Consider the following 24,575-nt stretch of genomic DNA (forward strand, 5'->3'; position numbering starts at 1 on the left):
CCCATGCTGAGCCGCATCGACGCCCTCCCCCGCGACAGCCGCGACACGCTGTTTTTGCTGCTCGTGATCGCATGGATCGTGCTGCCGCAGGTCGCGAACCTGCCGGTGTGGTGTGTCGCGCTCACAGGCGGTGTGCTGCTGTGGCGCGGCTGGCTGGCATTCAGCGGCAAGCCGTTGCCGGGCAAGTGGTGGATCCTGGGGCTGCTGGTTGTGGCCACTGGCGCCACGCTGTTCACGCATCGCACCGTGCTGGGCCGCGACGCGGGCGTGACCATGATCGTCGTGCTGCTGGCCTTCAAGACACTGGAGCTGCGCGCGCGGCGAGACATCTTCGTCGTGTTCTTCCTGGGCTTCTTCACGATGCTCACGAACTTCTTCTTCTCGCAGTCGCTGCTCACGGCAGCAGCGATGCTCGTGGCGCTGCTGGGCCTGCTCACGGCGCTCGTCAACGCGCACATGCCGGTGGGCAAGCCACCACTGCGCCAAGCCGCGAAAACGGCGATGTGGATGGCGCTGCTGGGCGCGCCGGTGATGGCGGTGATGTTCGTGCTCTTTCCGCGCCTGGCGCCGCTGTGGGGCATTCCAAGCGATGCGATGAGCGGGCGCAGCGGGCTGTCGGCGACGATGCAGGTCGGCAATATCGCCAGCCTGGTGCTTGACGAAAGCATCGCCATGCGCATCCAGTTCGAGGGCGCCGCGCCACAGCAGAGCGACCTGTACTTTCGCGGGCCGGTGCTCGGCAGCTTCGACGGGCGCGAGTGGCGCGCGATCCAGCTGCGCCTGGGCGCGCGCAACGTCAATCCGCTGGCCGGCCCCGCGCAATTGCAGGTGTCGGGCACACCCGTGAAATACGAAGTGACGATGGAGGCGAACAACCGCCCCTGGCTGATGGTGCTCGACGCCGCCATCAAGCCGCCCAACGTGCCGGGGTTCGAGACGGCCATGACGGGCGAGCTGCTGTGGCTCACCAACCGCCCCATCACTGACCTGCTTCGCTACAAGGCCGAGAGCTACACGAATTTCCGCCACGGCCCAGGTGCGCGCGCAGCGCTGCAGCCGGACTACATGGAGATTCCCCTGCGGCTGAACCCACGCACGCAGGCGCTGGCGCTGCAACTCAGCCGCCAGCCCGGCGTGGCCGAGGCGGGTGATGAAGCGTTTGTCGACGCCGCCATGAAGTACCTGCGCAGCGGCAACTACCGCTACACGCTGGAGCCGGGGCAGTACGGCGAGAACACGGCTGACGAATTCTGGTTCGACAAGAAAGAAGGCTTTTGCGAACACATCGCGTCTGCCTTTGCTGTGCTGATGCGCGCGGGCGGCGTGCCCTCGCGCGTCGTCACGGGCTATCAGGGCGGCGAGCGCAACACCGTGGACGGCTTCTGGGTGCTGCGCCAGAGCGACGCCCATGCGTGGACCGAGGTCTGGCTTGAAAGACGCGGATGGGTGCGTGTCGATCCGACCTCGGCCGTTGCGCCCGGGCGCATCGGCGCCTTCCAGCGGCTGCAGGCGCCGCAGGGCGTGATTGCCTCGGCGCTTGGCAACATGTCGCCGGGCCTGGCAGCCAACATGCGCGCCGCGTGGGAAGCGCTGAACAACAGCTGGAACCAGTGGGTGCTGAACTACACGCAAAGCAAGCAGCTGAACATGCTCAAGGACCTGGGCTTTGAGTCACCCAGCTGGGAAGACCTGAGCTACGTGTTGCTCGGGCTGATTGTTGCCGTGTCGCTGCTAGGCGCAGGCTGGACGCTGTGGGACAAGCGCGAACACGACCCGTGGCTGCGCCTGCTGCAGCGCGTGCGCAAGCGCCTGGTTGAAGCGGGCATTGAACTGCCTGCTGCTGCGCCGCCGCGCCACATGGCCGCGGCAGTCACGGCACGCTTCGGCGATGCGGGGCGCGACCTGGCCAGCTGGTTGCTCAAGCTGGAGAGCCTGCGCTACGCGCGCTCCAGCACCACCTCGCTGTCTGCACTGCAACGCGAGTTCAAACAGATGCCATGGCCCGCCTGATGTACGTTCCCCGTTTTTCTGCTGTCGCACTCACCGTCTTCGCATTACTTGCCACCAGCAGCCAGAGCGCTGTCGCAGCCAGGAAGAAGCACAAGGCACCCGCCAGCCTCGTCGAGCGCAATGCCATGCGCGGCACACCGTTTTCAACCAGCGACGAGGCCATGCAATGGGCCGCCGAAATGGCGCAGCGCCGCGAGGTCGACGCCGGCTGGGTGCAGCGCACGCTTGGCGAAGCGCAGCTGCTGCCCACCGTCGCGCGCCTGATGCAGCCCGCCCCGGCAGGCACGCCGAAGAACTGGCGTGTGTACCGCAGCCGCTTCATCGACCCCATTCGCATCAACGCCGGCGTGAAGTTCTGGCAGGAGAACGCGGCGCTGCTGGAGCGCGCCGAGCGCGAATACGGCGTGCCGGCCGACATCATCGTCGGCATCATCGGCGTGGAGACGATCTACGGCCAGCAGATGGGTACGTTCCGCGTGATCGATGCGCTGGCAACGCTGGGCTTCAACTTTCCGCCGTCGCACCCGCGCGCCGCCGAACGCCAGGCCTATTTCCGCAGCGAGCTCGAGCAATTTTTGCTGCTGCAATACAAGGCTGGCACCGATCCGTTCAAGGCGCTCGGCAGTTATGCAGGCGCCATGGGCATGCCGCAATTCATGCCGAGCAGCTGGGCCAAGTGGGCGGTGGATTTTGATGGCGACGGGCGCATCGACCTCTCGCGCAGCACGGCCGACGTGATCGGCTCGGTCGCGAACTATTTCAGGAGCTATGGCTGGCAAAGCGGCATGCCCACGCACTTCGCGGTGGACTTCAATGCCGCAACGCTCGACAAGGAAGCCTTGCTCGCGCCCGACATTCTTCCCACATTCAGTGTGAAGAGCTTCACTGAAAAAGGTGCTGTCCTGTCTGGTCAGGCACTGGAGCACCAAGGCAAACTTGCACTCGTCGAACTACAGAATGGTGCTGCCGAGCCGCAATACGTGGCGGGCACCGAAAACTTCTACGTGATCACTCGCTACAACTGGTCCAGTTACTACGCAATGGCTGTCATCGAACTCGGGCGCGAAGTCAAAGAAGCGCTCCCTGCACGCTGATGGACGGCCTCGCGACCTGGCAGCGCCTGTGGCGCGAAGTCGGTGCGCCCGAGGGCAACGAGGGCCTGCACCAGCGCCTCATCAACGCGTGGTGCGAGCCGCAGCGCCACTACCACTCACGGCAGCACCTGCGCGAATGCCTTGCCACGCTCGCCACCGCGAGGCACCTGGCGCAGCGCCCCGCAGAAGTCGAGCTGGCGCTGTGGTTTCACGATGCCTTCTACGAGCCGCGCCGGCATGACAACGAAGAGCGAAGCGCGCATTGGGCGCGCGAGGCGATCGACGCCGCCGGTGCACCCGCGGGTGTGGGCGAGCGAGTGGCCGCGCTGGTGATGCTCACGCGCGGTCACCAGCCGCCGCAGGGCGCCGACGGGCAGCTGCTGGTTGACGTGGACTTGTCGATTCTTGGCGCGCCGGGCGAGCGCTTCGATGAATCCAATGAGCAGATCCGCCTTGAATATGCGCATGTGCCGCTGGTGGACTTCATCGCCGGCCGCACCCGCGTGTTGCAGGCGTTTCTTGCGCGGCCCAGGCTGTTCTGCACGGCGCACTTCCATGACCGGCTCGAAGCGCAGGCGCGGGCCAACCTGCAACGCGCACTCGACAAGCTCGCCGTCGAGGGCCACCGGCTGTCAGGCGTCGGCTGATTCCTTGATGAAGCGGTTCACCACCGCGCCCCTGGTTTCAAGGCATCGCGCGACCACGGCTTCGTAGTCGCTGTCGGTCACGAGCACGCGCTGCAGCTTGCCCTCGCCGACCATCGAGCCGCACAGGTTCGCGCAGGCGAGCTTCTCTGTCATCACGGACCCATAAGCCGGCAGCGCCACCCGCGTGCCTTTGGCAATGTCGGCCATCACCTGCGGGCTGAACAGGCCCACGTTCTTCAGCAGCTTGAACGGAAGTGTCTTGTGCAGCTGCGAGAGAAAGCGCGTGCTGATGGCGATCTTGGGGATGACATCGAGGTTTTGCGCCGTGCGCTCAGCCGCGTCGATGAAGAAGTCCAGGTACACACTGCCTTTGACAAAGATCGAGATCGAATTGTTGACGCCGCGCCACGCCTTGGCAGTGCCATCCGCCTCGATGCCGAGCCACACCTCGCGGCAATAGGCAAAGCTGTCAGTCACATCGACCGTGAGGCGCTGGGGCGCGAAGACGACCATGTCGGCATCGACCCACACCGTGCGCTCATAGCCTTTGGCCATCAACTCACGCGCAACGACGAGCCGCGCGTAGTCCGTCACCGGGCACATCTCGCCGGCGGCCTTGTCGCGAAACCATGCGGGCACGCGGTCGAAGAGGCTGTCGTCCACAAATTCGTAGTCGTAGCCGCGCGACTGGGCCCACGACCGCACCGTGCCCATGCAGGTGGTGATCCAGGGTGCGACGTTGTGTGTGCGGTACGACTGGAAGACGACAGTTTTCAATGGGGGATCGCCTGGGTGATGAATTGGTTGACCACATCGCCCCTGGTTTCAAGGCATCGCGCGACCACGGCGGCGTAGTCGCTGTCGGTCACGAGCACGCCCTGGCGTTGCCCGTCGCCGACCATCGAGCCGCACAGGTTCGCACAGGCGAGCGGCGCCTTGAGTGCGGCGCCGTAGGCAGGCAGTGCGACGTGTGTGCCTTTGGCGATGTCGTTCATCACGAGCGGGCTGAACAGGCCCACGTTCATCAGCAGCTGGAACGGCAGTGTCTGGCGCAGCCTGGTGAGAAATCGTGTGCTGATCGCGATCTTGGGCACGACGTCGAGCGCCATGGCCGTGCGCTCGGCTGCATCGATGAAGAAGTCCAGGTACACATTGCCTTTGACGAAGACCGAAATTGCGTTGTTGACGCTGGTCCAGAACTTGGGCACGCCCTGCTCGTCGATGTTCAGCCCGAGCTCATGGCAATAGGCAAAACTGTCGGTCACCTCGACGTCGAGGCGTTCAGGCGCAAACACGACCACGTCGGCATCGACCCACACCGTGCGCTCGTAACCCCTGGCCAGCAATTCACGCGCGACGACGAGCCGGGCGTAGTCCGTCATGGGGCACATCTGCCCTTGCACCTTGCTGCGATACCAGGCGGGCACGCGCTCGAGCAGGCTGTCGTCAAAGAATTCGTAGTCGTAGCCGCGGGCTTCGGCCCAGGCGCGCACTGTGCCCATGCACGCCGTGATCCACGGGGCGACGTCGTGTGTGCGGTAAGACTGGAAGACGACCGTTTTCAATCGAAGGGGCTGCTACTTCTTCGCAGCAGCTTCACGCTCTTTGAGGATCTCTTCCTTGTCCTCGCGGCTGTAGGAAATGCCGCCGCACGAATCGTTGTAGGCCACCAGTGACTTGTTGAAGGCTTCCAGGTCTTTCACGAACGCTTCCTGGGCCGCATTCGCAGCCTTGACCCGGTCGTTGTGCGCCGTGACCTTGCGCTTGAACTCGCGCACCTTGCGGTCGTTGGACTCGTCGATGTCCTTTTGCTCCTCTGCCATTTGCACGTTGGCAGTCTTGATGGCGGCGATTTCAGCGACGTTGGCGGCCTTGCGCGCCTCGATCTCCTTGCGGCGCGCGGCCAGGCTGGACTCGGAGTCCATGCAGACGCGCAATTCATCCTTGGTGACAACCTTGGGTGACTTTGCGGCCTGGGCGAGTGCCCCCTGTGCGGTGACCAGGGAAAGGATGGCGAAAGAGATCGTGCAGAAGCTGGTCTTGACTTGCATGGTGAAACCTTTTGAAGTGCCTTGTGGGCGGGTCAACACTCGTGCGGCGGCGGGTCGCCGCGGGCGCACAGGATGAGTACACGGCATGAATGGTAGCGGGGTTTTCGGGTGGGGTGCCACACGCGCGCTGGCGATGAGCCAGTCAGGGCTTTGCGCGGCGCTGCCTGTCGACCCTGCGCCAATAGCCGAACTCGTCCTCATGCACTTCTATGTCGAGTTCCGACACGCGCATCTGCAGCCGTTCTTGCACGTCGGCCACGGCGCGGTTGTAAATGGCTGGCGCGATCTCTTCGAGGAAAAATCCCAGTAGCGCACCGGCAGCAATGTTGCCGATCTTCTCGTCCATGTTCTCCTGGAAGTAGCGCTCGATGGAAGCCACGGCCGTCTGGCGGACGTCTTTGGGCAGTTCGATGGTCATGGGGAAATATTACGCTTCGCCCGGTGGGTCACCGCCGCACAAAATACGGCACTGCCGACAGCACGACACCAATCACGACCAGCGCAATGGTGTTGGCAATGACGTAGGGGTACACCATCAGCAGCAGCCCGCACACGAGCGGCACGGTGGCCTTCTGCTTGCGGCCATACATGAAGTAGCCCAGGCCAATGGAGCCGAACAGCACGCTCCACAAAATGGCGGCAATGCTGATCGAGGCGACCGGGCCGAACAGCACCGTGCGCCTTCGCAATCAGGCCGCAGCCGGCACCAGGAAGTCGCTGCTGATGCGCGTGCCCAGCTCGTTCACCCGGTCGAGAAACTGCGTGAGGAAGGCATGGAGCCCCGTCGCGAGAATCTCGTCGATGTCGCCGTACTGCAAGTCTGCGCGCAGCTTGCCCGCTCGGCGGATCGTCTCGGTGGACTGGTCGTTCGACACAGCCGCCAGGTTGGCCACAACCTCATTCATGCTTGCATGCAGCGAACGCGGCATGTCGGCACGCAGGATCAACAGGTCTGCCACGCGTTCGGGCTTGATCACGTCACGGTAGACCTTGCGATAGATCTCGAAGGCCGACACGCTGCGCAGGATCGCGCTCCAGTGATAGAAGTCGTATTCCTGGTCTTTCTCGTTGGCGGTGCCGAAGAAGTCGCTCTGCACGGCGTGGAACTTCACGTCGACCAGGCGCGCGGTGTTGTCCGCGCGTTCCAGGAAGGTGCCCAGGCGCATGAAGTGCAGCGCCTCGTCCATCAGCATCGTGCCCACCGTCACGCCGCGCGAGAGGTGCGAGCGGAACTTCACCCACTCGAAGAACTGGCCCGGGTCGCGCTCGAACTGGTCAGTCTGCAGCATGCGATTGACTTCCAGCCAGGTCTGGTTCTGCGTCTCCCACGCTTCCGTGGTCAGCGAGCCGCGCACGGCCCGCGCGTTCTCGCGCGCGGCGCGCAGGCACGACAGGATGGACGACGGATTGCTTTCGTCGCGCACCATGAATTCCATGACTTCGCGAGCGTTGATGTTGTCGTACTTCTCGGAGTAGCGCGGCATCAGCTCGCTGATCGACAGCAGGCCCTGCCAGCCCACTTGGGCGACGCCTGTCGATTGCGGCAGCAGCGACGTCTGGTAGTTCACGTCGAGCATGCGTGCGGTGTTCTCGGCGCGCTCGGTGTAGCGCGACATCCAGAAGAGGTGGTCTGCGGTTCTGGATAACATGATCAGACCTCCAGAATCCACGTGTCCTTGGTGCCACCACCCTGGGACGAATTGACCACCAGCGAGCCCTCCTTCAACGCAACGCGCGTCAGGCCCCCCGGCACCATCTGCACTTCCTTGCCCGAGAGCACGAAGGGCCGCAGGTCGATATGGCGCGGCGCAATGCCGCTTTCGACAAACGTCGGGCAGCTGGACAGCGACAGCGTGGGCTGCGCGATATAGCCCGTGGGGTTGGCCTCCACCGCCTTGCGGAAATCCTCGATCTCCGCCTTCGTGGACGCAGGGCCTACCAGCATGCCGTAGCCGCCCGCGCCGTGGACTTCCTTCACGACCAGGTCTTTCAGGTTGGCGAGCACGTAGCCCAGGTCGTCCTTGTCGCGGCACATGAAAGTGGGCACGTTGTTCAGGATCGGCTTTTCGCCCAGGTAGAACTCGATCATCTTCGGCACGTAGGGATAGATCGATTTATCGTCAGCCACGCCCGTGCCAATCGCGTTGCAGATCGTCACGTTGCCGGCGGCATAGGCCTCGACCAGGCCCGCCGTGCCGAGTGTCGACGTGGGACGGAACACCTTCGGGTCGAGGAAGTCGTCGTCCACGCGGCGGTAGATCACATCGACGCGCTTCGGCCCGCGCGTGGTGCGCATGTAAACGTATTTGTCCTTGACGAACAGGTCCTGCCCCTCGACCAGCTCGATGCCCATCTGCTGCGCCAGGAACGCGTGCTCGAAGTACGCGCTGTTGTACATGCCGGGCGTGAGCACGACGACCGTCGGGTCGGGCGCGCCGGGCTGCGCGGACGCGCGCAGGGTTTCCAGCAGCAAATCGGGGTAGTGCATGACCGGCGCGACGCGGTGCGAGCTGAACAGGTCCGGGAAGAGCCGCATCATCATCTTGCGGTCTTCCAGCATGTAGCTCACGCCGCTGGGCACGCGCAGGTTGTCTTCCAGCACGTAGTACTCGCCCTCGCCCTTGTCATTCGGCGCGCGGACGATATCGACGCCCGCAATATGCGAATACACCCGGTGCGGCGTGTAAACGCCCATCATCTCCTTGCGAAACTGCGAGTTGTTCAGCACCTGCTCGGCGGGGATGATGCCGGCCTGCAGGATTTCCTGCTCGTGGTAGACGTCGTGCAGGAAGCGGTTGAGGGCCGTGACGCGCTGCACCAGGCCTTTTTCCATCGTCGCCCATTCATGGGCCGGGATGATGCGGGGAATCAGGTCAAACGGAATGAGCCGCTCGGTGCCCGCGCCGTCTTCATCCTTGGCGCCGTATACGGCGAAGGTGATGCCCACGCGGCGAAAGATCATTTCCGCCTCTTCGCGGCGCGCCTGCATGCTGGGCGCCGGTTGCCGGGCCAGCCACTGGGCGTAGATCGCGTAGTGGTCGCGAATTCCCTGGAACTGCGCCTGCGTCATGCCGCCCATGGCCTGGCTCTGGAACTGCAAGGGGCCGCCTTCCGGCGGCAGGGTGAACATCTCGTCGAATTTCATAGTCGTCATAGAGCTTGCGCACTAGCTTAGCAAGTTCCGGACCCTTTGCGGGCGCAAGCGGGCCGAATCAGCGCGCGATGCGGCAGAACTGAGACGGTTGCGACTGATCGCCAATGCGCCCCTCCAGCCTGCGGCAGCTGCCCTCATCGAGGGTCAGGCCGTGGGTTCGCAGCGCGACGGCCCACTGCGCCACCACTTGCCTTTCTTCAGCGGCGATGTCGCGCTGCGGCCCGGCGGGCGCCTTGAACTGGCACACCGGCCCGTCGGCCAGCACATAGCTTCGATAACGCCGCGACAGTTGCAGCAGCGGCTTGATGCTGCGGCACACAAGCGCGTCGGCAGCAACACTGTGGCGCGCCAGCGTCTCGTTGAACCGCCTGGCCGTCTCTGCCTGCGTGTCGGTCACCGCCGGCAACACCGCCCACACAGGCCCGCCCCGCTCACTGAAAATGGTCTTGGCGCGCGCGACATAGGCCGGCGACTCAGGGAAGTTGAACAGCGACACGAACGCAAGCTCGGGCGGCAGGAAAGGCGCCATCCAGGCCACCGGCTGTGCGATGAACACCACGGTGGCCCGCGACGCATCGGCCAGGGCGAGTTCGGGCGGTGTGTAGCTACGCTCCGCAAATGAGGCATGCCCCCATGTCTTGAACAGCACCAGGCTCGCCATGACTGAGATGGCGATCAGCGCCGCAGCCGCCTTCGGGGCCAGACGGCTCGGCCAGACGCGCGGCAGCAACAGCCACACGACCAGCGGGAACAACACCTCGATCACCGTTGCATAGCGGCCGATGGCGAAGACCGACAGCCACCCGAGGTAGCTCACTGCCATGAACGCCAGCACGAAGCGCATGGGCGCCGTCAGCTGGCCTGCCTGGCCGCGCACGCGCCCGATGACGGCCCGCAGGCCCCAGATGGCGACCAGCAGGTAAGTCACCGGCCAGAGCCAGTTGCGCACCCCCATCTCGCCCGCGCGATACGGGTCGGCCATGAACACCAGCGGATAAAAGACCGCCTCCAGCGCGGTCTTCGGGCCCCAGCGCGGATCGATCGTTTTCATGGCCGTGGCCATCGGCGAGCCGAAGAACGAATTGAACTGGGGAAAGGTCGGGTTGCCGAATTCAATCCACATGCGCGCCCACCACCAGCCGGTGGCCAGCAGCAGGCCCACGACGCCGCCGGCCGTGAGCAATGCAATGGCCCGCGCACGATCGCGCAGTGGCGCGGCACACACCGCCAGACCCGCGGCAAGCGCCAGCGCGAACGGCGCGTTCGTGAGCTTGAGCCCGGTGGCCAAGCCGACAAGCAGACCGGCGCAGCCGAGCGCGACCCGTGAGCGGCGCGACGCCAGCGAGCCGGTGGCCTGCACGCACAGGGCCATGGCGCCGAGCACCAGCACCGCCGTCGTGTTGTCGCCCATCGTGTTGCCGATGCCCGCGAAGAACGTCGCGCCCAGGCAGCCCGCCAGCGCAAGCGCCCAGACCAGGCGCGATGACGCTTCGGGCAGCACGCGCTTGACAACGGCCGCCAGGAACACGGCACACAGGCCATGCAGCGCGCCCATGATGAAGGCGACGGCGGGCGCAGGCAGCGACACCGTCATCGCGTAGTACGGCAGGTCGAGCAGTGGATTGAAGTAGCTCTGCACGCCCGCTGGCGCCAGGTCGATGTGCAGCCTGTCATTCAATAGCGCATACACGTTGTACAGGTGGTAGTTCAGCAAGTCCCAGTTGGTGTCTTGCCCCAGCAGCATCGACAACGCGCCGAAAGCCGCCACGACGAGCGGCGAAGCGTCAGCCGCCTTGCCCGTGAACACCAGCAGGCGCGAACCCGCAAAGTTGAAGCCGAGCGCCACGATCGAGCCCGCGGCCAGCGCGAGCAAGTCATGCGACGGGTACTTCACCAGCAGCGACTGGAACGTGATGAAGCTCACCACGATGCCGCCGCCCTGCACGGCCAGGTAGCGCATGTACTGCCAGAGCGCACTGCTGGCCGCGTTGTCGTCCCGCGCGAAGGTGTAGCGGCGGTTGATCGCCCATGTTGCGAGCGTGGCTGGCGCAAATGCGGCCAGGCGCGCAGGCGTGACGGGCCAGCCGAAGACGTGCGCGAACACCCAGTACGCGAGCGCGTCGGAGAGAAAGCCAAGCGTGCCGACAACGAGGTACCAGGCGACCTGCGAAGAAAAAGGCCGCCGGAACCCTTGCGCCTGACTCATGACTGGGCGAGCAGCCGCAGCTCGTAGTCGGTGCGGCGCTGGTGCGCAATGCTGTCGAGCATCAGGCCCACCGAGAGCATGAGCGCGCCCACGATCTCCAGTGCCGCCGCGAGGATGGCGAGCGGCACGTGATAGATGTAGCGGTACTGGATCCAGTCGTTGAAGACCGGGATCGCGGCGACGAGCCCGAGCAGCATGCTGGCCAGCGCCACAGCCGTGAAGAACGCGAGCGGCTTGTAATACCGCAGGATCTGCAGGATCGCGAAGATCACGCGGGCGCCGTCAGTCAGCGTGTTGAGCTTCGAGGCGCTGCCCGCCGGGCGGTCGACGTATTCGACCGGCAGCTCGAGAATGCGAAACCGTTTGTCGAGCGCGTGAAGCGTGACGTCGATTTCAAGCTGGAAACCTTCGACCAGCACCGCATAGTTCTTGACGAAAGTGCGGCTGAAGGCGCGGTAGCCGCTCATGGTGTCGCGCAGTTGCGAGCCAAAGAACTTGTTGATCATCGTGACCACCAGCCCGTTGCCAAAGCCGTGCAGCGGGCGCTTGTTCTCGCGCGCGTAATGGCCGCCCGAGAGGCGGTCGCCGACCACCATGTCGGCCTGCCCGTCGATCACGGGCTGGATCAGGTCCATGGCACGGTTGGCGGGGTAAGTCAGGTCGGCATCGACCATCAGGTACACGTCGGCATTGACTTCGTGGAACGCGCGGCGGACCGCATTGCCCTTGCCCTGCCGCAGCTCGGGGATCACGCGGCCCTTGCAGCCGAGCGACGCCAGCGTGTCGGCTGCAAGCCGGGCCGTCGCGTCCTTCGAGTTGTTGTCGATGACGTAGATCGCCGCCTGCGGCAGCGCTGCATGAAATGCGCGGATGACGCCAGCGACCGTGACCTCTTCGTTGTACGCGGGCAGGATGACGGCGATGGAATCCGGTGGCAAGGACATGCGGTTGCAAGCGGTGAAGGAATCGGACAGCTTGCAATTATGGGGCCGGTACGTGGTGCCAATAGTGCAGCCCGGCCGTGCGCTGGCAGGTGACGACATCCGGCGTCGCCGACTGCCACGTCGCTGCCCCGCAATGAGGCGAGTCGATGCGCACGACATGCCTGTCGGCATAGCGCTGCAACACGGGCGGCGCGGGATGCCCGAAGCGGTTGCGGTATCCCGCCTGGAAGATCGCGACGGAAGGTCGCACCGCATCAACAAACGCGTCGCTCGACGACGTCTTGCTGCCATGGTGGGGCGCGAGCAGCACATCGGCATGCAGCAGCGCGGCACTGGCGTCGTGAACAAGCCGCGCTTCCTGCGGCTGTTCGATGTCGCCCACGAGCAGCGCCGTGCGCGAGCCACTTGAGACGCGTAACACGCAGCTCATGGCATTGGGCTTGGCGCTTGCGTCGTAGTCGGTGGCCTGTGGGTGCATCACCAGGAAGTCGATGCCGTCCCACTGCCAGTGCTGGCCGGCGATGCACCGCTGCGACCGGCGAACGGCTTGCAGCTCATGCGAATCTTCAATGGAGCTGCGCAGTTCGGCCTGTGGCTGCATGTTGAGAACGGCCACGGCGCCGCCGGTGTGGTCCGAGTCGCGGTGGCTGAGCATGACCATGTCCACCTTCTCGCCCAGCGCGCGCAACAGCGGCACCAGCACGCGCTGGCCCGCGTCGCTTTCGACGCTGTAGCGCGGGCCGGTGTCGTACACCAGCGTGTGCGTTGCCGTGCGAACAATGACGGCATTGCCCTGCCCGACGTCTGCCGCGAGCAGCTCGAACTGGCCGTCGAGCGGGCGAGCGGCTTGCCACAGCACGAGCGGCAGCATCAGGGGCACGCCAAGAAACCGCAGCGACCACGGCAGTCGCATGACCAGGAGCAATCCACCCAGCACCGCCGCAGCGCCGGCCCACAGCGGCGCGGCCGGCATCGCCACGGTGGCGAACGGGAAGCGGGCCAGCCACTGCAAGTAAATGCCGAGTACATCAACGGCCCATGCAGCGACCGTCCACAGCGAAGAGATGAGCACACCGCCCATCGCCAATGGCGTCACCACCAGCGTGACCCACGGAATGGCCAGCGCATTGGCAAGCAGCCCGACGACGGACACCTGGCCGAACAGCAGCAGCGACAACGGTGTGAGTGCGACGGTGACGACCCACTGCTCATGCCAGCCGGCCTTCAACGCAGCAACGACCTTTGCAATGCGTCCCTGCCCGTCGCCGTCAGCCCCTTCGGCGGCGCCCGGATCGGCTGCGAACAAAACACCCACAGCCACAAAGCTGAGCCAGAAGCCCGCCTGCAACATCGCCCACGGATCGATGACCACGACGACGGCGCACGCCAGCAGCCACACATACGGCCGCGGCCATTGCCGCGACGACAGGCGCAGCAGTGCGACAGTTGCCAGCATCCAGACCGTGCGCTGCGAAGGCACGCCCCAGCCGCTGAAAAGCGCGTAGGCCGTGGCGAGCACAACACCGCCCAGAAGCGCCGCGTGCTGCGCTGGCCACGCGAGGCACAGCCGCTGGCTGCGCCGCCACGCACCGCCCACGGCCAGCGCTGCGGCCCACGCGAACATGGTCACGTGCAGGCCTGAGATGCTCATGAGGTGGGCGACACCTGTCGCGCGAAAGACGTCCCAGTCGGCGCGGTCAATCGCGCTCTGGTCGCCCACGACCAGCGCCGCCAGGATGCCTGCGGCCTTCCTGTCGGTGACGCGTTCGTAAATCGCATCGCGCACGTCCTGGCGTGCCCGCTCGATGGGATGCAGCCACGTGTCGGCGACGAGTTGGGGCGCAGCATCGCGCGCGCCGTTGCGAACGTATCCCGTGGCTTGCAGCCCCTGCTCCCACAGCCAGAGTTCGTAGTCGAAGCCATGCGGGTTGAGGTTGCCGTGCGGCGCCTTCAGGCGCACCGTCATGTGCCAGCGTTCGCCGGCGCGCACGTCGGGAATAACGCGGGCCGCGTCGGCGCCTTCGGTGGCGGCGGCGGTGGGACCGCCGTACCAGCCCAGAAGGATTTGGGGCGGCACAGTGGCAGGCGCACCGCCGATGGAAGCCGACTCCACATCGAAGCGAAAGCGCAGCCCGATGTCGCTGCGCTGGGGCATGGCGCTGATCACGCCAATGACCGAGACGTCGCGGCCTTCGAGTGACGGCTGCAACGCATGATCCGAGTAATGCGCAGAGCGCAAGCCGCAGATCGCGAAGAACAGGAGTGCAAAGCCGATCAGCGCGATGAGGAGCCCAGCCGCAGGGCGCCACCTGCGCGTCAAGCCAATCAGCCCCAGCGCGAAAGCAGCGATCAGCAGGTAAACCGCCACGTCCCACAGCCGCATTTGCTGCAGTTGAATCGCCGTACCCACGACCGCGCCCAGCGGAAACAACCAGACCGCTTTCAAGAATCGCCGCTCACGCGAACCTGGCTATGACAAAGAGCAGTGCAACGCCCGTGGCATTGTTGAGAGCGTGGGCGAGCGCCGCTGCGATGAACGCCGACGGGAATGAATGTGGCCTCCAGGCCAGATACCCACATGCGTAGACAAAAAATGCCCACGCACTCGTAAAAAACCAGATGGGGGTGACGATCGCATGGAGCAGTCCGGCAATCACGCCAGCGCCGATGGCAATGAAGAGCCTCTTTTGCCCGAGGCGCACCGCGGCTTCAATCCACACGCAGAGAAGCAACGTCTCCACAAAAGGCGCGAACAGCATCGATTGAAAAGCGGAGACCCAGGGCTCGCCATGCTGTTGGCCGAAGCTCGATGTTTCGCCTTGCAGCGTGAATGCCGCCAGGTTCGCCAACCCGCTGATGCCGATGTTCGGCAGGACGGCGAACAACCAAAGCAGAATTGCGTGCCACCACAAAGGGGGCACCCTCTCAAACAGGACTCGCGTCAGCCTTTGCATTGAATTGGAGGGCGACGATGCAGACGTCGCCCTTGGTTTAATGCCTATGCACCCTGCGTGAAGAAGGGGCTGAGATCCCAGTTGACGCCGTTCTCATTGCTCGGTGCGCCATCTTTGATCAGGAAGTTCCAATAGACCTTAACACCCTCGGTGATTAGGCCCGCAGCGACGCCCTCAAGGAGCCGGCTGCCAAGACCCGCAGTGACGACATCGCTGTCACCAGGCGCGTGTACCGGATCTACAACGGAGAAATTCCCGGCCCATCCATCACCGGTGTACAGCTCCGCGCTGCTTGACCAATCCTCCATGACAAAGTCAAACGCCCAGCCCATGTCCAGTCCACCGCCGCCTTGCCCCGGGTCGTAAAAACTCGGAGTCGCAGCAGTGTAGTCACCACCTACCAATACGATTTGCATCTTTCTATTTCCCTTTCAAATGCCCGTCACGAGCTGACCTCACTCGACACCGTGTCGAGGAACCTGAAGGGACTCGCTCTCGAATGAGTCAATTGGCTCAAGCTTGCGATCCAATCCAACACTCGCACAGCGCCTCCCATTTATTTTTGGCGCGAGTGTAGAGACAAGTAGCTCCCCGGCAACCTAGACTGAAGCGTCTTGCACACGGCGCGAAATTTCACCCCTGCCTCAAGACTCTCTTGAGAGAAATCCCGCCGCAGGCCCCAGACTTGCTAGCATTGGCCGCATGTCGATCCATGCCGCACTGAACCACGTCACCCACTACCAATACGACAGGCCCGTCCAGCTCGGGCCCCAGGTCATTCGTTTGCGGCCAGCGCCCCACTCGCGCTCCAACATCATTTCGTACTCACTGAAGGTCGAGCCGGCCAACCACTTTATCAACTGGCAGCAGGACCCGTTCTCCAATTACCAGGCGCGGCTGGTGTTCCCGGAGAAGACGAAGGAATTCAAGGTCACGGTCGATCTCGTGGTGGAAATGGCGGTGTACAACCCGTTCGACTTCTTCCTCGAACCCAGCGCGGAAAACTTCCCCTTCAAGTACGAGCCGATCGTCAAGGAAGAGCTTGCGCCCTATCTCGCAGCCGAGCCGCTCACGCCGCTGCTCAAGGCCTACGTCGACAAGATCGACCGCAAGGAGCGCCGCACCATCGACTTCCTGGTGGCGCTCAACCAGCAGGTGCAAGGCGATGTGAAGTACCTCATCCGCATGGAGCCGGGTGTGCAGACGCCGGAAGAAACGCTCACCAACGGCAGTGGCTCCTGCCGCGACTCGGGCTGGCTGCTCGTGCAGCTGATGCGCCACTGCGGCCTGGCGGCGCGCTTCGTGTCGGGCTACCTGATCCAGCTCACGCCCGACGTGAAGGCGCTCGACGGCCCCAGCGGCACCACCGTTGACTTCACCGACCTGCACGCCTGGTGTGAGGTGTACTTGCCCGGCGCTGGCTGGATCGGCCTTGACCCAACGTCGGGCCTGCTCGCTGGCGAAGGCCATATTCCGCTCGCGTGCACGCCGCAGCCGTCAGGCGCGGCGCCCATCGAGGGCGTGGTGGACGAGGCCGAGGTGACGTTCTCGCATCACATGGAAGTCACGCGCATTTTTGAATCGCCGCGCGTGACCAAGCCTTACACCGAAGACCAGTGGGCGCAGGTCCTCGCCCTTGGCGAAGCGGTGGACCGCGAGCTGCAGGCAGGCGATGTGCGCCTGACGATGGGTGGTGAGCCCACCTATGTGGCCACTGTCGATCGGGATGCGCCCGAATGGAACACCGACGCACTCGGGCCCACGAAGCGCCGCTACGCACAGGCACTCGTGCACAAGCTGCGCGCCGAATACGGCACCGGCGGCTTCCTGCACTTCGGCCAGGGCAAGTGGTACCCGGGCGAGCAGTTGCCGCGTTGGGCGTTGTCGATCTACTGGCGTGCCGACGGGCAGCCGGCATGGAACAACCCCGCGCTCTTCGGCGACGAGGATGATCTTGCGCAATACACGAGCGATGATGCCAAGCGATTCATGCATGCGCTCACCAAGCGGCTGCACATCAGGCCGGACTACATCCAGCCGGGCTACGAAGACGTTTTCTATTACCTGTGGCGCGAACGCCGCCTGCCAGTGAACGTCGATCCATTCGACTCGCGGCTGGACGACGAGATGGAGCGCGTGCGCCTGCGCCGTGTGTTCGAGCAAAAGCTCGACGCCGTCGTCGGCTATGTGCTGCCGCTGGCCGTGAACGAAGCCAGGCCCAGCCTGAGCGGCCCGCGCTGGGTGACCAACCCGTGGTTCCTGCGTGACGACCGGCTGTACCTCATCCCCGGTGATTCGCCGATGGGCCTGCGCCTGCCGCTCGACTCCCTGCCGTGGGCCAAGGCCGCCGACCTGCCGTATGTGATCGAGAAAGATCCTGCGGCGCATCGCGAAGCGCTGCCTGCGTTCGTTGCGATGCAGTCGCGCTATGTGGAGCCAGCGCCCAAACAAGAGGTGCCCGTGCGAACCGGCCCTGCCGGCTCCATCGTGGAGCCGGAAGTTGCCGCGCAGGAGTTCGAGCAACCGCCACGCCACAAATCGGCTGCGGGCCTGGCGCGCACGGCGCTGTGCGTGGAAGCACGCGACCCGCGCCGCGCGAATGGCCCGAAGGCGGAGGCCGTAGGCCAGCGCAGCGGCCAGCTGTATGTGTTCATGCCGCCGCTCGAACGTGTGGAGGACTATCTCGACCTTCTCGCGGCCATTGAAGCCACAGCGCAAGAGCTCGGCGTCAAGATCATTCTTGAAGGCTATCCGCCGCCGCGCGATGCACGGCTGAAGCTGCTGCAAGTCACGCCCGACCCCGGCGTGATCGAGGTGAACATCCATCCCGCGAGCAACTGGAAGGAGCTCGTCGAGCACACCGAATTCCTGTACCAGGCCGCCTTCGAATGCCGCCTGTCTGCAGAGAAATTCATGACCGACGGCCGGCACACCGGCACGGGTGGCGGCAATCACTTCGTGCTGGGTGGCGCAACGCCTGCTGACTCGCCCTTCCTGCGCAAGCCCGAGTTGCTGGCGAGCCTGCTGCTGTACTGGCACAACCATCCATCGCTGTCGTACCTGTTCTCAGGCATGTTCATCGGCCCGACCAGCCAGGCGCCGCGCGTGGACGAAGCGCGCAACGACCAGCTCTATGAGCTGGAGATAGCCGTGCGCGAAATTGAGCGCAGCCGCCAGATTCATGGCGAGGCCATGCCCGCGTGGCTGGTCGATCGCGTGCTGCGCAACATCCTCGTCGATGTCACGGGCAACACGCACCGCAGCGAGTTCTGCATCGACAAGATGTTCTCGCCCGATTCGGCAACGGGCCGCCTGGGCCTGCTCGAATTGCGCGCCTTCGAAATGCCGCCGCACGCGCGCATGAGCGTGGCGCAGCAACTGCTGATTCGCGCGCTGGTCGCACGCTTCTGGAAAGAGCCGTATCGCGCGCCCGTCACGCGATGGGGCACCGAGTTGCACGACCGCTGGCTGCTGCCTACGTTCATTCGCATGGACATGAACGATGTGCTGCAGGAGATGCGCGCGGCCGGCTATGCGTTTGATGACGCGTGGTTTGCACCACATTTCGAATTCCGCTTCCCGCTCGTTGGCGAGGTGAAGACCAGCGGCATGGAACTGACCCTGCGCAACGCGCTGGAGCCTTGGCATGTGATGGGCGAGGAAGGCTCTTCAGGCGGCACCGTGCGCTACGTTGATTCGTCGCTGGAGCGCATTGAAGTGGTGGTGACAGGCATGAACAGCAGCCGCTATGTCGTCACCGTCAATGGCAAGGCCATGCCGATGCAGCCTACGGGTGTGGCAGGCGAATTCGTTGCAGGTGTGCGCTACAAGGCATGGGCGCCACCATCGGCATTGCACCCCACCATCGGCGTGCATGTGCCGCTTGTGTTCGACATTGTTGATACGTGGATGAACCGTTCACTCGGCGGGTGCCAATACCACGTGGCGCACCCCGGCGGCAGAAATTACGACACGTTCCCCGTCAATTCGTATGAGGCGGAAAGCCGAAGGCTCGCACGATTCTTCCGCATGGGCCACACGCCCGGAAAAATAAAAGTGCCACCCGCCACGATCAATGTGGCAGGCAGCCGCGAGTTTCCGTTCACGATGGATTTGCGCAAGCCCGTTCAGTAACGGCGCGCCGCAGCGGGTTGTGCACCGCCCATACGACGGAACTGTCGGCCGGTCAAGCCCGCAATGGCGGTTGCCGCCAAGGCCTGCCCGTTGCGCGGGCATCGTGTTGGAACCCGCGTCAATACTGGGTCTGGCCAGCAGCCAGCCCAGTAACCAACAGGCTTATCCACAGACGCAGTGGATATCCGGCCCGTCGGACATGCCGATCAGCCGCCGGACTTGGCCTTCTCGGCTTCTTTTTCCTTGGCCGTCTTCACGTCGATCGTCGGGACCTCGATCGTCTTCTTTTCCGTCTCGACCTTGGGCACGGTGATCGTGGCGTCCTTCGTGCCGACCTTGACATCCGGGCCTGTCACTTCGTATTTCGGCAGCGTCACATCGCCTTCAGCTTTTTTCTCGACTTCGTACTTCGGAATGGTCACGTTGCCTTCCTGCGTCTTCTTGACGTCGCAGCCGGTGAGGCCGACAACGCCGACAGCGACCAGGGCGGCGAGCAGTGTGGTTTTGATCATGGGGTACTCCCTTCAGATGGGTTGATTGAACGTGGGAAATTGTTGGCTTCGCGAGCCAGGCCCCCCTGTAGGAGACCGCCGAGAATGGCTGTGCGAGCCAGCCCCTGACCGGGCCCTGTCAGCGGCGCATACGTCGTTGCCTTGCAACAAGCGACTTGCGTACAGCTGAGGTTGCGGCCCGTTTGCGCAGCGCACGCCACGGGCGATGTGACAATGCGCAAGGACATTACCTACGCGTGGACAACCTGACCGACCCGGCCAACTCACTCTTCGGGCAAGACGCCCTGGAGACGCCAGCGCAACTGGCCGCGGCACTCGCACCACCTGCGGCCGCCGGGCACTACGACGAGCTGCGCGGCGGCCAGCCTGGTGGGCCTCTCGCGCCGCCCTGGGCGCAGTTCTTCGACAAGCTCGGCATTGATGGCTTTGCCGACCTGAACCGCCGGACCACCAACCTCGAACGGCAAGTCCGCGACAACGGCATCACCTACAACGTCTATGCCGACGCCAACGGGCCGCAGCGGCCCTGGTCACTGGACCTGTTCCCGCTGGTGATCTCGGCGCAAAGCTGGCAGCGCCTCGAGCAGGGTGTCCTGCAGCGCGCCAGGCTGCTCGACCGCATCATGGCCGACGTGTACGGCCCGCAAGAGCTGCTCGCACGCAACCTGCTGCCGCCCGCCCTTGTGCAAGGGCACCCGGGCTACCTGCGGCCCATGCATGGCGTCAGGCCTGCGGGCGGCGTGCACCTGCACATCGCCGCATTCGATATGGCTCGCGACGCCCAGGGTGACTGGTGGGTCGTGTCGCAGCGCACACAGGCGCCCTCGGGCCTGGGTTACCTGCTTGAAAACCGACTGATCACCTCACGGCTGTTCCCCGAAGCGTTCCGCGACATGAAGGTGCAGCGGCTTGCAGCCACCTACCGCGCGCTGATGGACGGCATGCGCGCGATGTGCCCCGCCGACAGCGAGCCGCGCATCGTGCTGCTCACGCCGGGCCCCTACAACGAAACGTATTTCGAGCACGCGTTCCTCGCGCGCTACCTGGGCCTCACGCTGGTCGAAGGCGGCGACCTCACGGTGCGCGACCAGAAGCTGTACCTGAAGTCGCTCAAAGGGCTCGAACCCGTTCACGGCATCCTCAAGCGGCTCGATGACGAATTTCTCGACCCGCTCGAACTGCGCAGCGACTCACGGCTGGGCGTGCCCGGCCTGCTGCAGGCGATCCGCGCGGGCAACGTGCTCGTCGCCAATGCGCCGGGCTCGGCGTTCCTCGAATCGACTGCGCTGCTGGGCTTCCTGCCGGCGCTGTCGCGCCACTTGCTGGGCGAAGAACTCGCGCTGCCATCACTGCCCACCTGGTGGTGCGGCGAGCGCGCGGCGATGCAGGCCGTGCTGCCGCAGCTTGCCACGAGCGTGATCAAGGCCACCTATGTGGGCGCCAATGCGCAAGCAGTGCTGGGCACATCGCTCTCGCGCCGCGAGCTTGACGAGTGGGCGGGCCGCATCGTGCGCGAGCCTGAGGAATACACGGTGCAGGCGCACCTGCCGCTCTCGCAAATGCCCACCTGGAAGCAAGACCCCAAGGGTGACCGTATCGCGCCGCGCTCGCTCATGCTGCGCGTGTTTGCCGTCTCGGACGGCATGCAGTCTTGGCGCGTGCTGCCTGGCGGCATGACGCGCATTGCAAGCGCCACGATCGAGATCGCGTCGATGCAGCGCGGCGGCAGCAGCGCGGACACGTGGGTGCTCACCGAAGGCGAGGTCGATTCCACCAGCCTGCTGCATTCCGAGCAACCCGCCACCGAGATCTCCCACCGCACGCGAAGCGCGACCAGCCGCGCCGCCGAGAATCTCTTCTGGCTGGGCAGGTACACCGAGCGATGCGAGAACACCGCGCGCCTGGCTCGCCTGGTGCTTGACTGCATGAATGGCGAAGACCAGACGTCGCAGCCGCTGCTGACGTGGCTGAGCGCGATGGCCGAGGCGAACTCGCTGGTGCTGCCCGACGTGCCGTCCGCGCAGCTGAGCCGCCGCGTGTTCGAGCGCTCGCTCGTCGCGAGCCTGGCAGACGTCGACGACTCGACCAGCGTCGGCTACAACCTCGTCGCGCTGCGCAACGCGGCCTCGGCTGTGCGCGAGCGCCTGTCGCAGGAGCAGTGGAACGTGATCGTGCGCGCCGAGCAGGACTTCTTTCGCGGCTGCCGGCTCGCGACGGACAACGGCGACATTTCGTCTGTCGAGGCCGTGCGGGTGCTTGAGGCACTGTCGAGCGCCACAGCCGCCATGACGGGCGCGCAAACCGACCGCATGACGCGCGACGACGGCTGGCGCCTGCTCTCCATCGGCCGTCATCTTGAACGGCTCGGCTTTCTGGCGTCGGCGCTGGAGACGGCATTCGCAACGGGCGCCGTCCATGATGAAGCCGGCTTCGAAGCGGTGGTAGCGCTCTTTGACAGCACCATCACTTTCCATTCGCAATACCAGCAGCGCCATGACATCCCGGCCCTGCTCGACCTGCTGGTGCTCGATCGTGACAATCCGCGCTCGCTCGGCTGGGTCGCACAAACATTGCGGGGCCGGCTCGCCAAGCTGGCGGGCAGCGCACCCGGCGTGGTGCCCGAGATCGCCCTCACCGTGCCCGATCCGCAGGAGTGGACACTTGCCGCCATGTGCCAGCGCGATGGCAACGGCGACTACCCGATGCTGATGGCGCTGCTGCAGCGCTGCGCTGATGCGGCGTACAAACTCTCTGACGACCTGGGCGCGCGCTACTTCACGCACTCGGGCGAGTCGCGTCACAGCGTTGGCGCCTGAAGAGAGATCCTTCGATGTTGCTGCACGTCGTCCACGAGACTCGCTACGACTACTCGCCTGCGGTGAAGACGGCGCAACACATGGCGCACCTGAAGCCTTTGCACAACGAACACCAGCAGGTGTTGAGCCACCAGCTGGCGGTGGAGCCCACGCCCGCCCAGCAGACCGAAGCCGTCGATGTCTACGGCAACACGCGGGCGTTCTTCAGCCTGCAGGTGCGCCACGACGAACTGGTGATTGTGGCGACGAGCCTGGTGCGCACGTCGCCGCCACCCGTCGTGCAGTGCGACATGAGCTGGGAAGAGGTGCGCGAGCGGCTGCGCTACCACCGCGGCGCCGCGTACGACCCGGCGGCGGAATTCTGCTTTGCATCGCCCTATGTGCCGCGCCATGAGAACTTCGTGACGTACGCCATGCCGAGCTTCACGCCCGAGCGCAGCATCATGGAAGCCGCGCGCGACCTGATGCATCGCATCCACGTCGAGTTTGCTTACGAAACCGAAGCGACCGATGTGAGCACGCCGGCGCTGGAGGCGCTTGAGTTGCGCAAGGGCGTTTGCCAGGATTTTGCGCACGTCATGCTCGCGTGCCTGCGCAGCCTGGGCCTGCCTGCGCGCTACGTGAGCGGCTATTTGCTGACCGAGCCGCCGCCGGGCCAGCCGCGACTGGTGGGCGCAGATGCATCGCACGCGTGGGTCTCTATTTATTTGCCGCGCGAAGGCGGCCCGGGTGAGTGGACCGACCTTGACCCCACCAATGACCGCGCGCCCGGCGAAGACTACGTGACGCTCGCCCTGGGCCGCGACTACGCCGACGTGTCGCCGGTGCGCGGCGTGATTCATGGTGGCGCGAATCACAAACTCGATGTGGGCGTGACGGTCACGCCGGTGGATGCATCGCACGCTGCCTCCTAGCCGCTCCTACAATCGCTTGAACCTTTTCAAGCACCAGGAGTTGACATGAGCATTTACGACAAGCTGAAAGACCTCGGCATCACCCTGCCGCCCGTGGCAACCCCTGCCGCCGCCTATGTGCCCTTCGTGAAGACGGGCAACCTGGTTTTCATCTCTGGCCACATTGCGAAGAAAGACGGCAAGGCCTGGGTTGGCCAGCTCGGCAAGACGATGCAGACCGAAGAAGGCAAAGCCGCAGCGCGCGCGATTGCTGTGGACTTGATGGGCACTTTGCACGCCGCAGTGGGCGACCTGAACAATGTGAAACGCATCGTCAAGCTGATGAGCCTGGTGAACTCCACGCCTGATTTCACCGAGCAGCATCTGGTGACGAATGGCGCGAGCGAGCTGATCGGGCAAGTGTTCGGCGACAAGGGCGCGCATGCCCGCAGTGCATTTGGTGTGGCGCAGATCCCGATGGGGGCTTGTGTGGAGATTGAGTTGATCGCGGAGGTTTGACTTTGTTCGGGGTAGGCCACGGCTGTTGTGTGGCCTTGACTTGATCGGGCTCAGGTCCGATTCGCTTTGGCGTGGGACGCTCTGACGGATAGGTCGGCGTGTCGACTAAAGTGAAGCAAGCTCCGCGTCCATGTTGACGGGCCAGTTAGAGCTCATGCCGCCCATCGTAATGCCGAAACTGGCCAAACGACTGCTGCGACCAGCGTGACCAAAGCGATGAAGACTGCTGCATACCAACGCGCCGCAGTCCGCAAGATCGCAGTTGTTCCCATGCCAGCCTTCATACGGAGGGTGCCACGCTCAGGGTGGAACCAGACACAAATGCAGAACATGATCCACGGCAGAGCGCATAGAGGCCCGAGAAGCGGGATAGTCAGCGTAAGAGTGGCAGATGCGATGAAGCCCGCAAGCACACAGCTCCCGAAGGTGATTCCCGACGTGCAAGCAAGCAACCACCTGTGGGGATACAGGGCGAGGGCTACGGCCTCCAAGCTTGTAGGTGTCACCAGTGAGCTCTAACGTAAAAATGACCGGCGCACAGCAACTGCGGCGAGAGCGGCGGCCTGCTGCTGTGCGTCCGTGTCGATTGACATGTTATCGCTCACCGCTTCACGGTCGCCGGTGACGCGTTTAGGGTCGCA

20 protein-coding genes are annotated in these 24,575 nt (G+C 64.5%); 7 read left to right on the plus strand and 13 right to left on the minus strand.

Annotation, left to right across the window (positions count from 1 at the left end):
- Positions 1 to 3: 3 nt before the first annotated feature.
- From GHT07_RS17980 to GHT07_RS17990, 3 genes are read left to right on the plus strand one after another with little or no spacing between them, the layout of a single operon-like run.
- Positions 4 to 2,010, plus strand: a complete 2,007-nt coding sequence (locus GHT07_RS17980; protein ID WP_153586483.1) for a transglutaminase family protein — start codon at positions 4 to 6, stop codon at positions 2,008 to 2,010.
- Positions 1,998 to 3,104, plus strand: a complete 1,107-nt coding sequence (mltB, locus tag GHT07_RS17985; protein WP_228488421.1) for a lytic murein transglycosylase B — start codon at positions 1,998 to 2,000, stop codon at positions 3,102 to 3,104. Before GHT07_RS17980 ends, mltB begins: the two co-directional genes overlap by 13 nt.
- Entirely contained in the window at positions 3,104 to 3,751 is a 648-nt protein-coding gene (locus GHT07_RS17990) for an HD domain-containing protein (RefSeq protein WP_153586484.1), read from the plus strand. The genes mltB and GHT07_RS17990 overlap by 1 nt, the downstream gene beginning before the upstream one ends.
- On the opposite strand, the gene GHT07_RS17995 is transcribed toward GHT07_RS17990, so the two are convergent.
- The 12 genes from GHT07_RS17995 to GHT07_RS18050 all read right to left on the minus strand — a co-directional run bounded on the left by GHT07_RS17995 (position 3,737) and on the right by GHT07_RS18050 (position 15,476).
- A complete protein-coding gene (locus GHT07_RS17995; RefSeq protein WP_153586485.1) occupies positions 3,737 to 4,528 on the minus strand; it encodes a hypothetical protein in 792 nt (263 codons plus the stop codon). The two genes, GHT07_RS17990 and GHT07_RS17995, sit on opposite strands and share 15 nt — an antisense overlap.
- Entirely contained in the window at positions 4,525 to 5,316 is a 792-nt protein-coding gene (locus tag GHT07_RS18000) for a hypothetical protein (RefSeq protein ID WP_153586486.1), read from the minus strand. Before GHT07_RS18000 ends, GHT07_RS17995 begins: the two co-directional genes overlap by 4 nt.
- A gap of 12 nt (positions 5,317 to 5,328) precedes the next feature.
- Positions 5,329 to 5,802: a hypothetical protein gene (locus GHT07_RS18005; protein WP_153586487.1), complete on the minus strand. Its 474-nt coding sequence runs from the start codon at positions 5,800 to 5,802 to the stop codon at positions 5,329 to 5,331.
- A 142-nt stretch (positions 5,803 to 5,944) separates the two neighbouring features.
- A complete protein-coding gene (locus tag GHT07_RS18010) occupies positions 5,945 to 6,220 on the minus strand; it encodes a DUF2164 domain-containing protein (protein ID WP_153586488.1) in 276 nt (91 codons plus the stop codon).
- Between the two features lie 28 nt (positions 6,221 to 6,248).
- Positions 6,249 to 6,476, minus strand: coding sequence for a hypothetical protein (locus GHT07_RS18015; protein WP_228488422.1), 228 nt, complete (start codon positions 6,474 to 6,476; stop codon positions 6,249 to 6,251).
- Positions 6,477 to 6,491: 15 nt separating this feature from the next.
- The gene (locus GHT07_RS18020) at positions 6,492 to 7,451 is read right to left on the minus strand and encodes an alpha-E domain-containing protein (protein ID WP_153586489.1); all 960 of its coding nucleotides are present in this window, start codon (positions 7,449 to 7,451) and stop codon (positions 6,492 to 6,494) included.
- 2 nt (positions 7,452 to 7,453) lie between these two features.
- On the minus strand, positions 7,454 to 8,881 hold the full coding sequence (locus GHT07_RS18025) for a circularly permuted type 2 ATP-grasp protein (protein WP_153586502.1): 1,428 nt from the start codon (positions 8,879 to 8,881) through the stop codon (positions 7,454 to 7,456).
- A gap of 133 nt (positions 8,882 to 9,014) precedes the next feature.
- Positions 9,015 to 11,162 (minus strand): GtrA family protein, encoded by a 2,148-nt coding sequence (locus GHT07_RS18030; protein WP_153586490.1) that lies wholly within the window; start codon positions 11,160 to 11,162, stop codon positions 9,015 to 9,017.
- Positions 11,159 to 12,106, minus strand: a complete 948-nt coding sequence (locus GHT07_RS18035; RefSeq protein ID WP_153586491.1) for a glycosyltransferase — start codon at positions 12,104 to 12,106, stop codon at positions 11,159 to 11,161. The genes GHT07_RS18030 and GHT07_RS18035 overlap by 4 nt, the downstream gene beginning before the upstream one ends.
- Before the next feature lie 37 nt (positions 12,107 to 12,143).
- Positions 12,144 to 14,489 (minus strand): DNA internalization-related competence protein ComEC/Rec2, encoded by a 2,346-nt coding sequence (locus GHT07_RS18040; protein ID WP_153586503.1) that lies wholly within the window; start codon positions 14,487 to 14,489, stop codon positions 12,144 to 12,146.
- 73 nt (positions 14,490 to 14,562) lie between these two features.
- Positions 14,563 to 14,991, minus strand: a complete 429-nt coding sequence (locus GHT07_RS18045) for a hypothetical protein (protein WP_153586492.1) — start codon at positions 14,989 to 14,991, stop codon at positions 14,563 to 14,565.
- 113 nt (positions 14,992 to 15,104) lie between these two features.
- Positions 15,105 to 15,476 carry a hypothetical protein gene (locus GHT07_RS18050; protein ID WP_153586493.1) on the minus strand — a complete coding sequence of 124 codons (372 nt, stop codon included), beginning with the start codon at positions 15,474 to 15,476 and terminating at the stop codon, positions 15,105 to 15,107.
- A 286-nt stretch (positions 15,477 to 15,762) separates the two neighbouring features.
- Between GHT07_RS18050 and GHT07_RS18055 the strand changes: the two genes are divergently transcribed.
- The gene (locus GHT07_RS18055) at positions 15,763 to 19,194 is read left to right on the plus strand and encodes a transglutaminase family protein (RefSeq protein ID WP_153586494.1); all 3,432 of its coding nucleotides are present in this window, start codon (positions 15,763 to 15,765) and stop codon (positions 19,192 to 19,194) included.
- 206 nt (positions 19,195 to 19,400) lie between these two features.
- On the opposite strand, the gene GHT07_RS18060 is transcribed toward GHT07_RS18055, so the two are convergent.
- On the minus strand, positions 19,401 to 19,706 hold the full coding sequence (locus GHT07_RS18060) for a hypothetical protein (protein WP_153586495.1): 306 nt from the start codon (positions 19,704 to 19,706) through the stop codon (positions 19,401 to 19,403).
- Positions 19,707 to 19,942: 236 nt separating this feature from the next.
- On the opposite strand from GHT07_RS18060, the gene GHT07_RS18065 reads away from it, so the two are divergent.
- The 3 genes from GHT07_RS18065 to GHT07_RS18075 are packed head-to-tail and all read left to right on the plus strand — an operon-like array spanning position 19,943 to position 23,934.
- A complete protein-coding gene (locus GHT07_RS18065; protein ID WP_323740996.1) occupies positions 19,943 to 22,522 on the plus strand; it encodes a circularly permuted type 2 ATP-grasp protein in 2,580 nt (859 codons plus the stop codon).
- A 14-nt stretch (positions 22,523 to 22,536) separates the two neighbouring features.
- Positions 22,537 to 23,436, plus strand: a complete 900-nt coding sequence (locus GHT07_RS18070) for a transglutaminase family protein (protein WP_153586496.1) — start codon at positions 22,537 to 22,539, stop codon at positions 23,434 to 23,436.
- Positions 23,437 to 23,481: 45 nt separating this feature from the next.
- Positions 23,482 to 23,934: a RidA family protein gene (locus GHT07_RS18075; RefSeq protein WP_153586497.1), complete on the plus strand. Its 453-nt coding sequence runs from the start codon at positions 23,482 to 23,484 to the stop codon at positions 23,932 to 23,934.
- Positions 23,935 to 24,575: the final 641 nt, after the last annotated feature.

This window comes from Caenimonas koreensis DSM 17982 (assembly GCF_009646335.1).
Lineage (GTDB): Bacteria > Pseudomonadota > Gammaproteobacteria > Burkholderiales > Burkholderiaceae_C > Ramlibacter > Ramlibacter koreensis.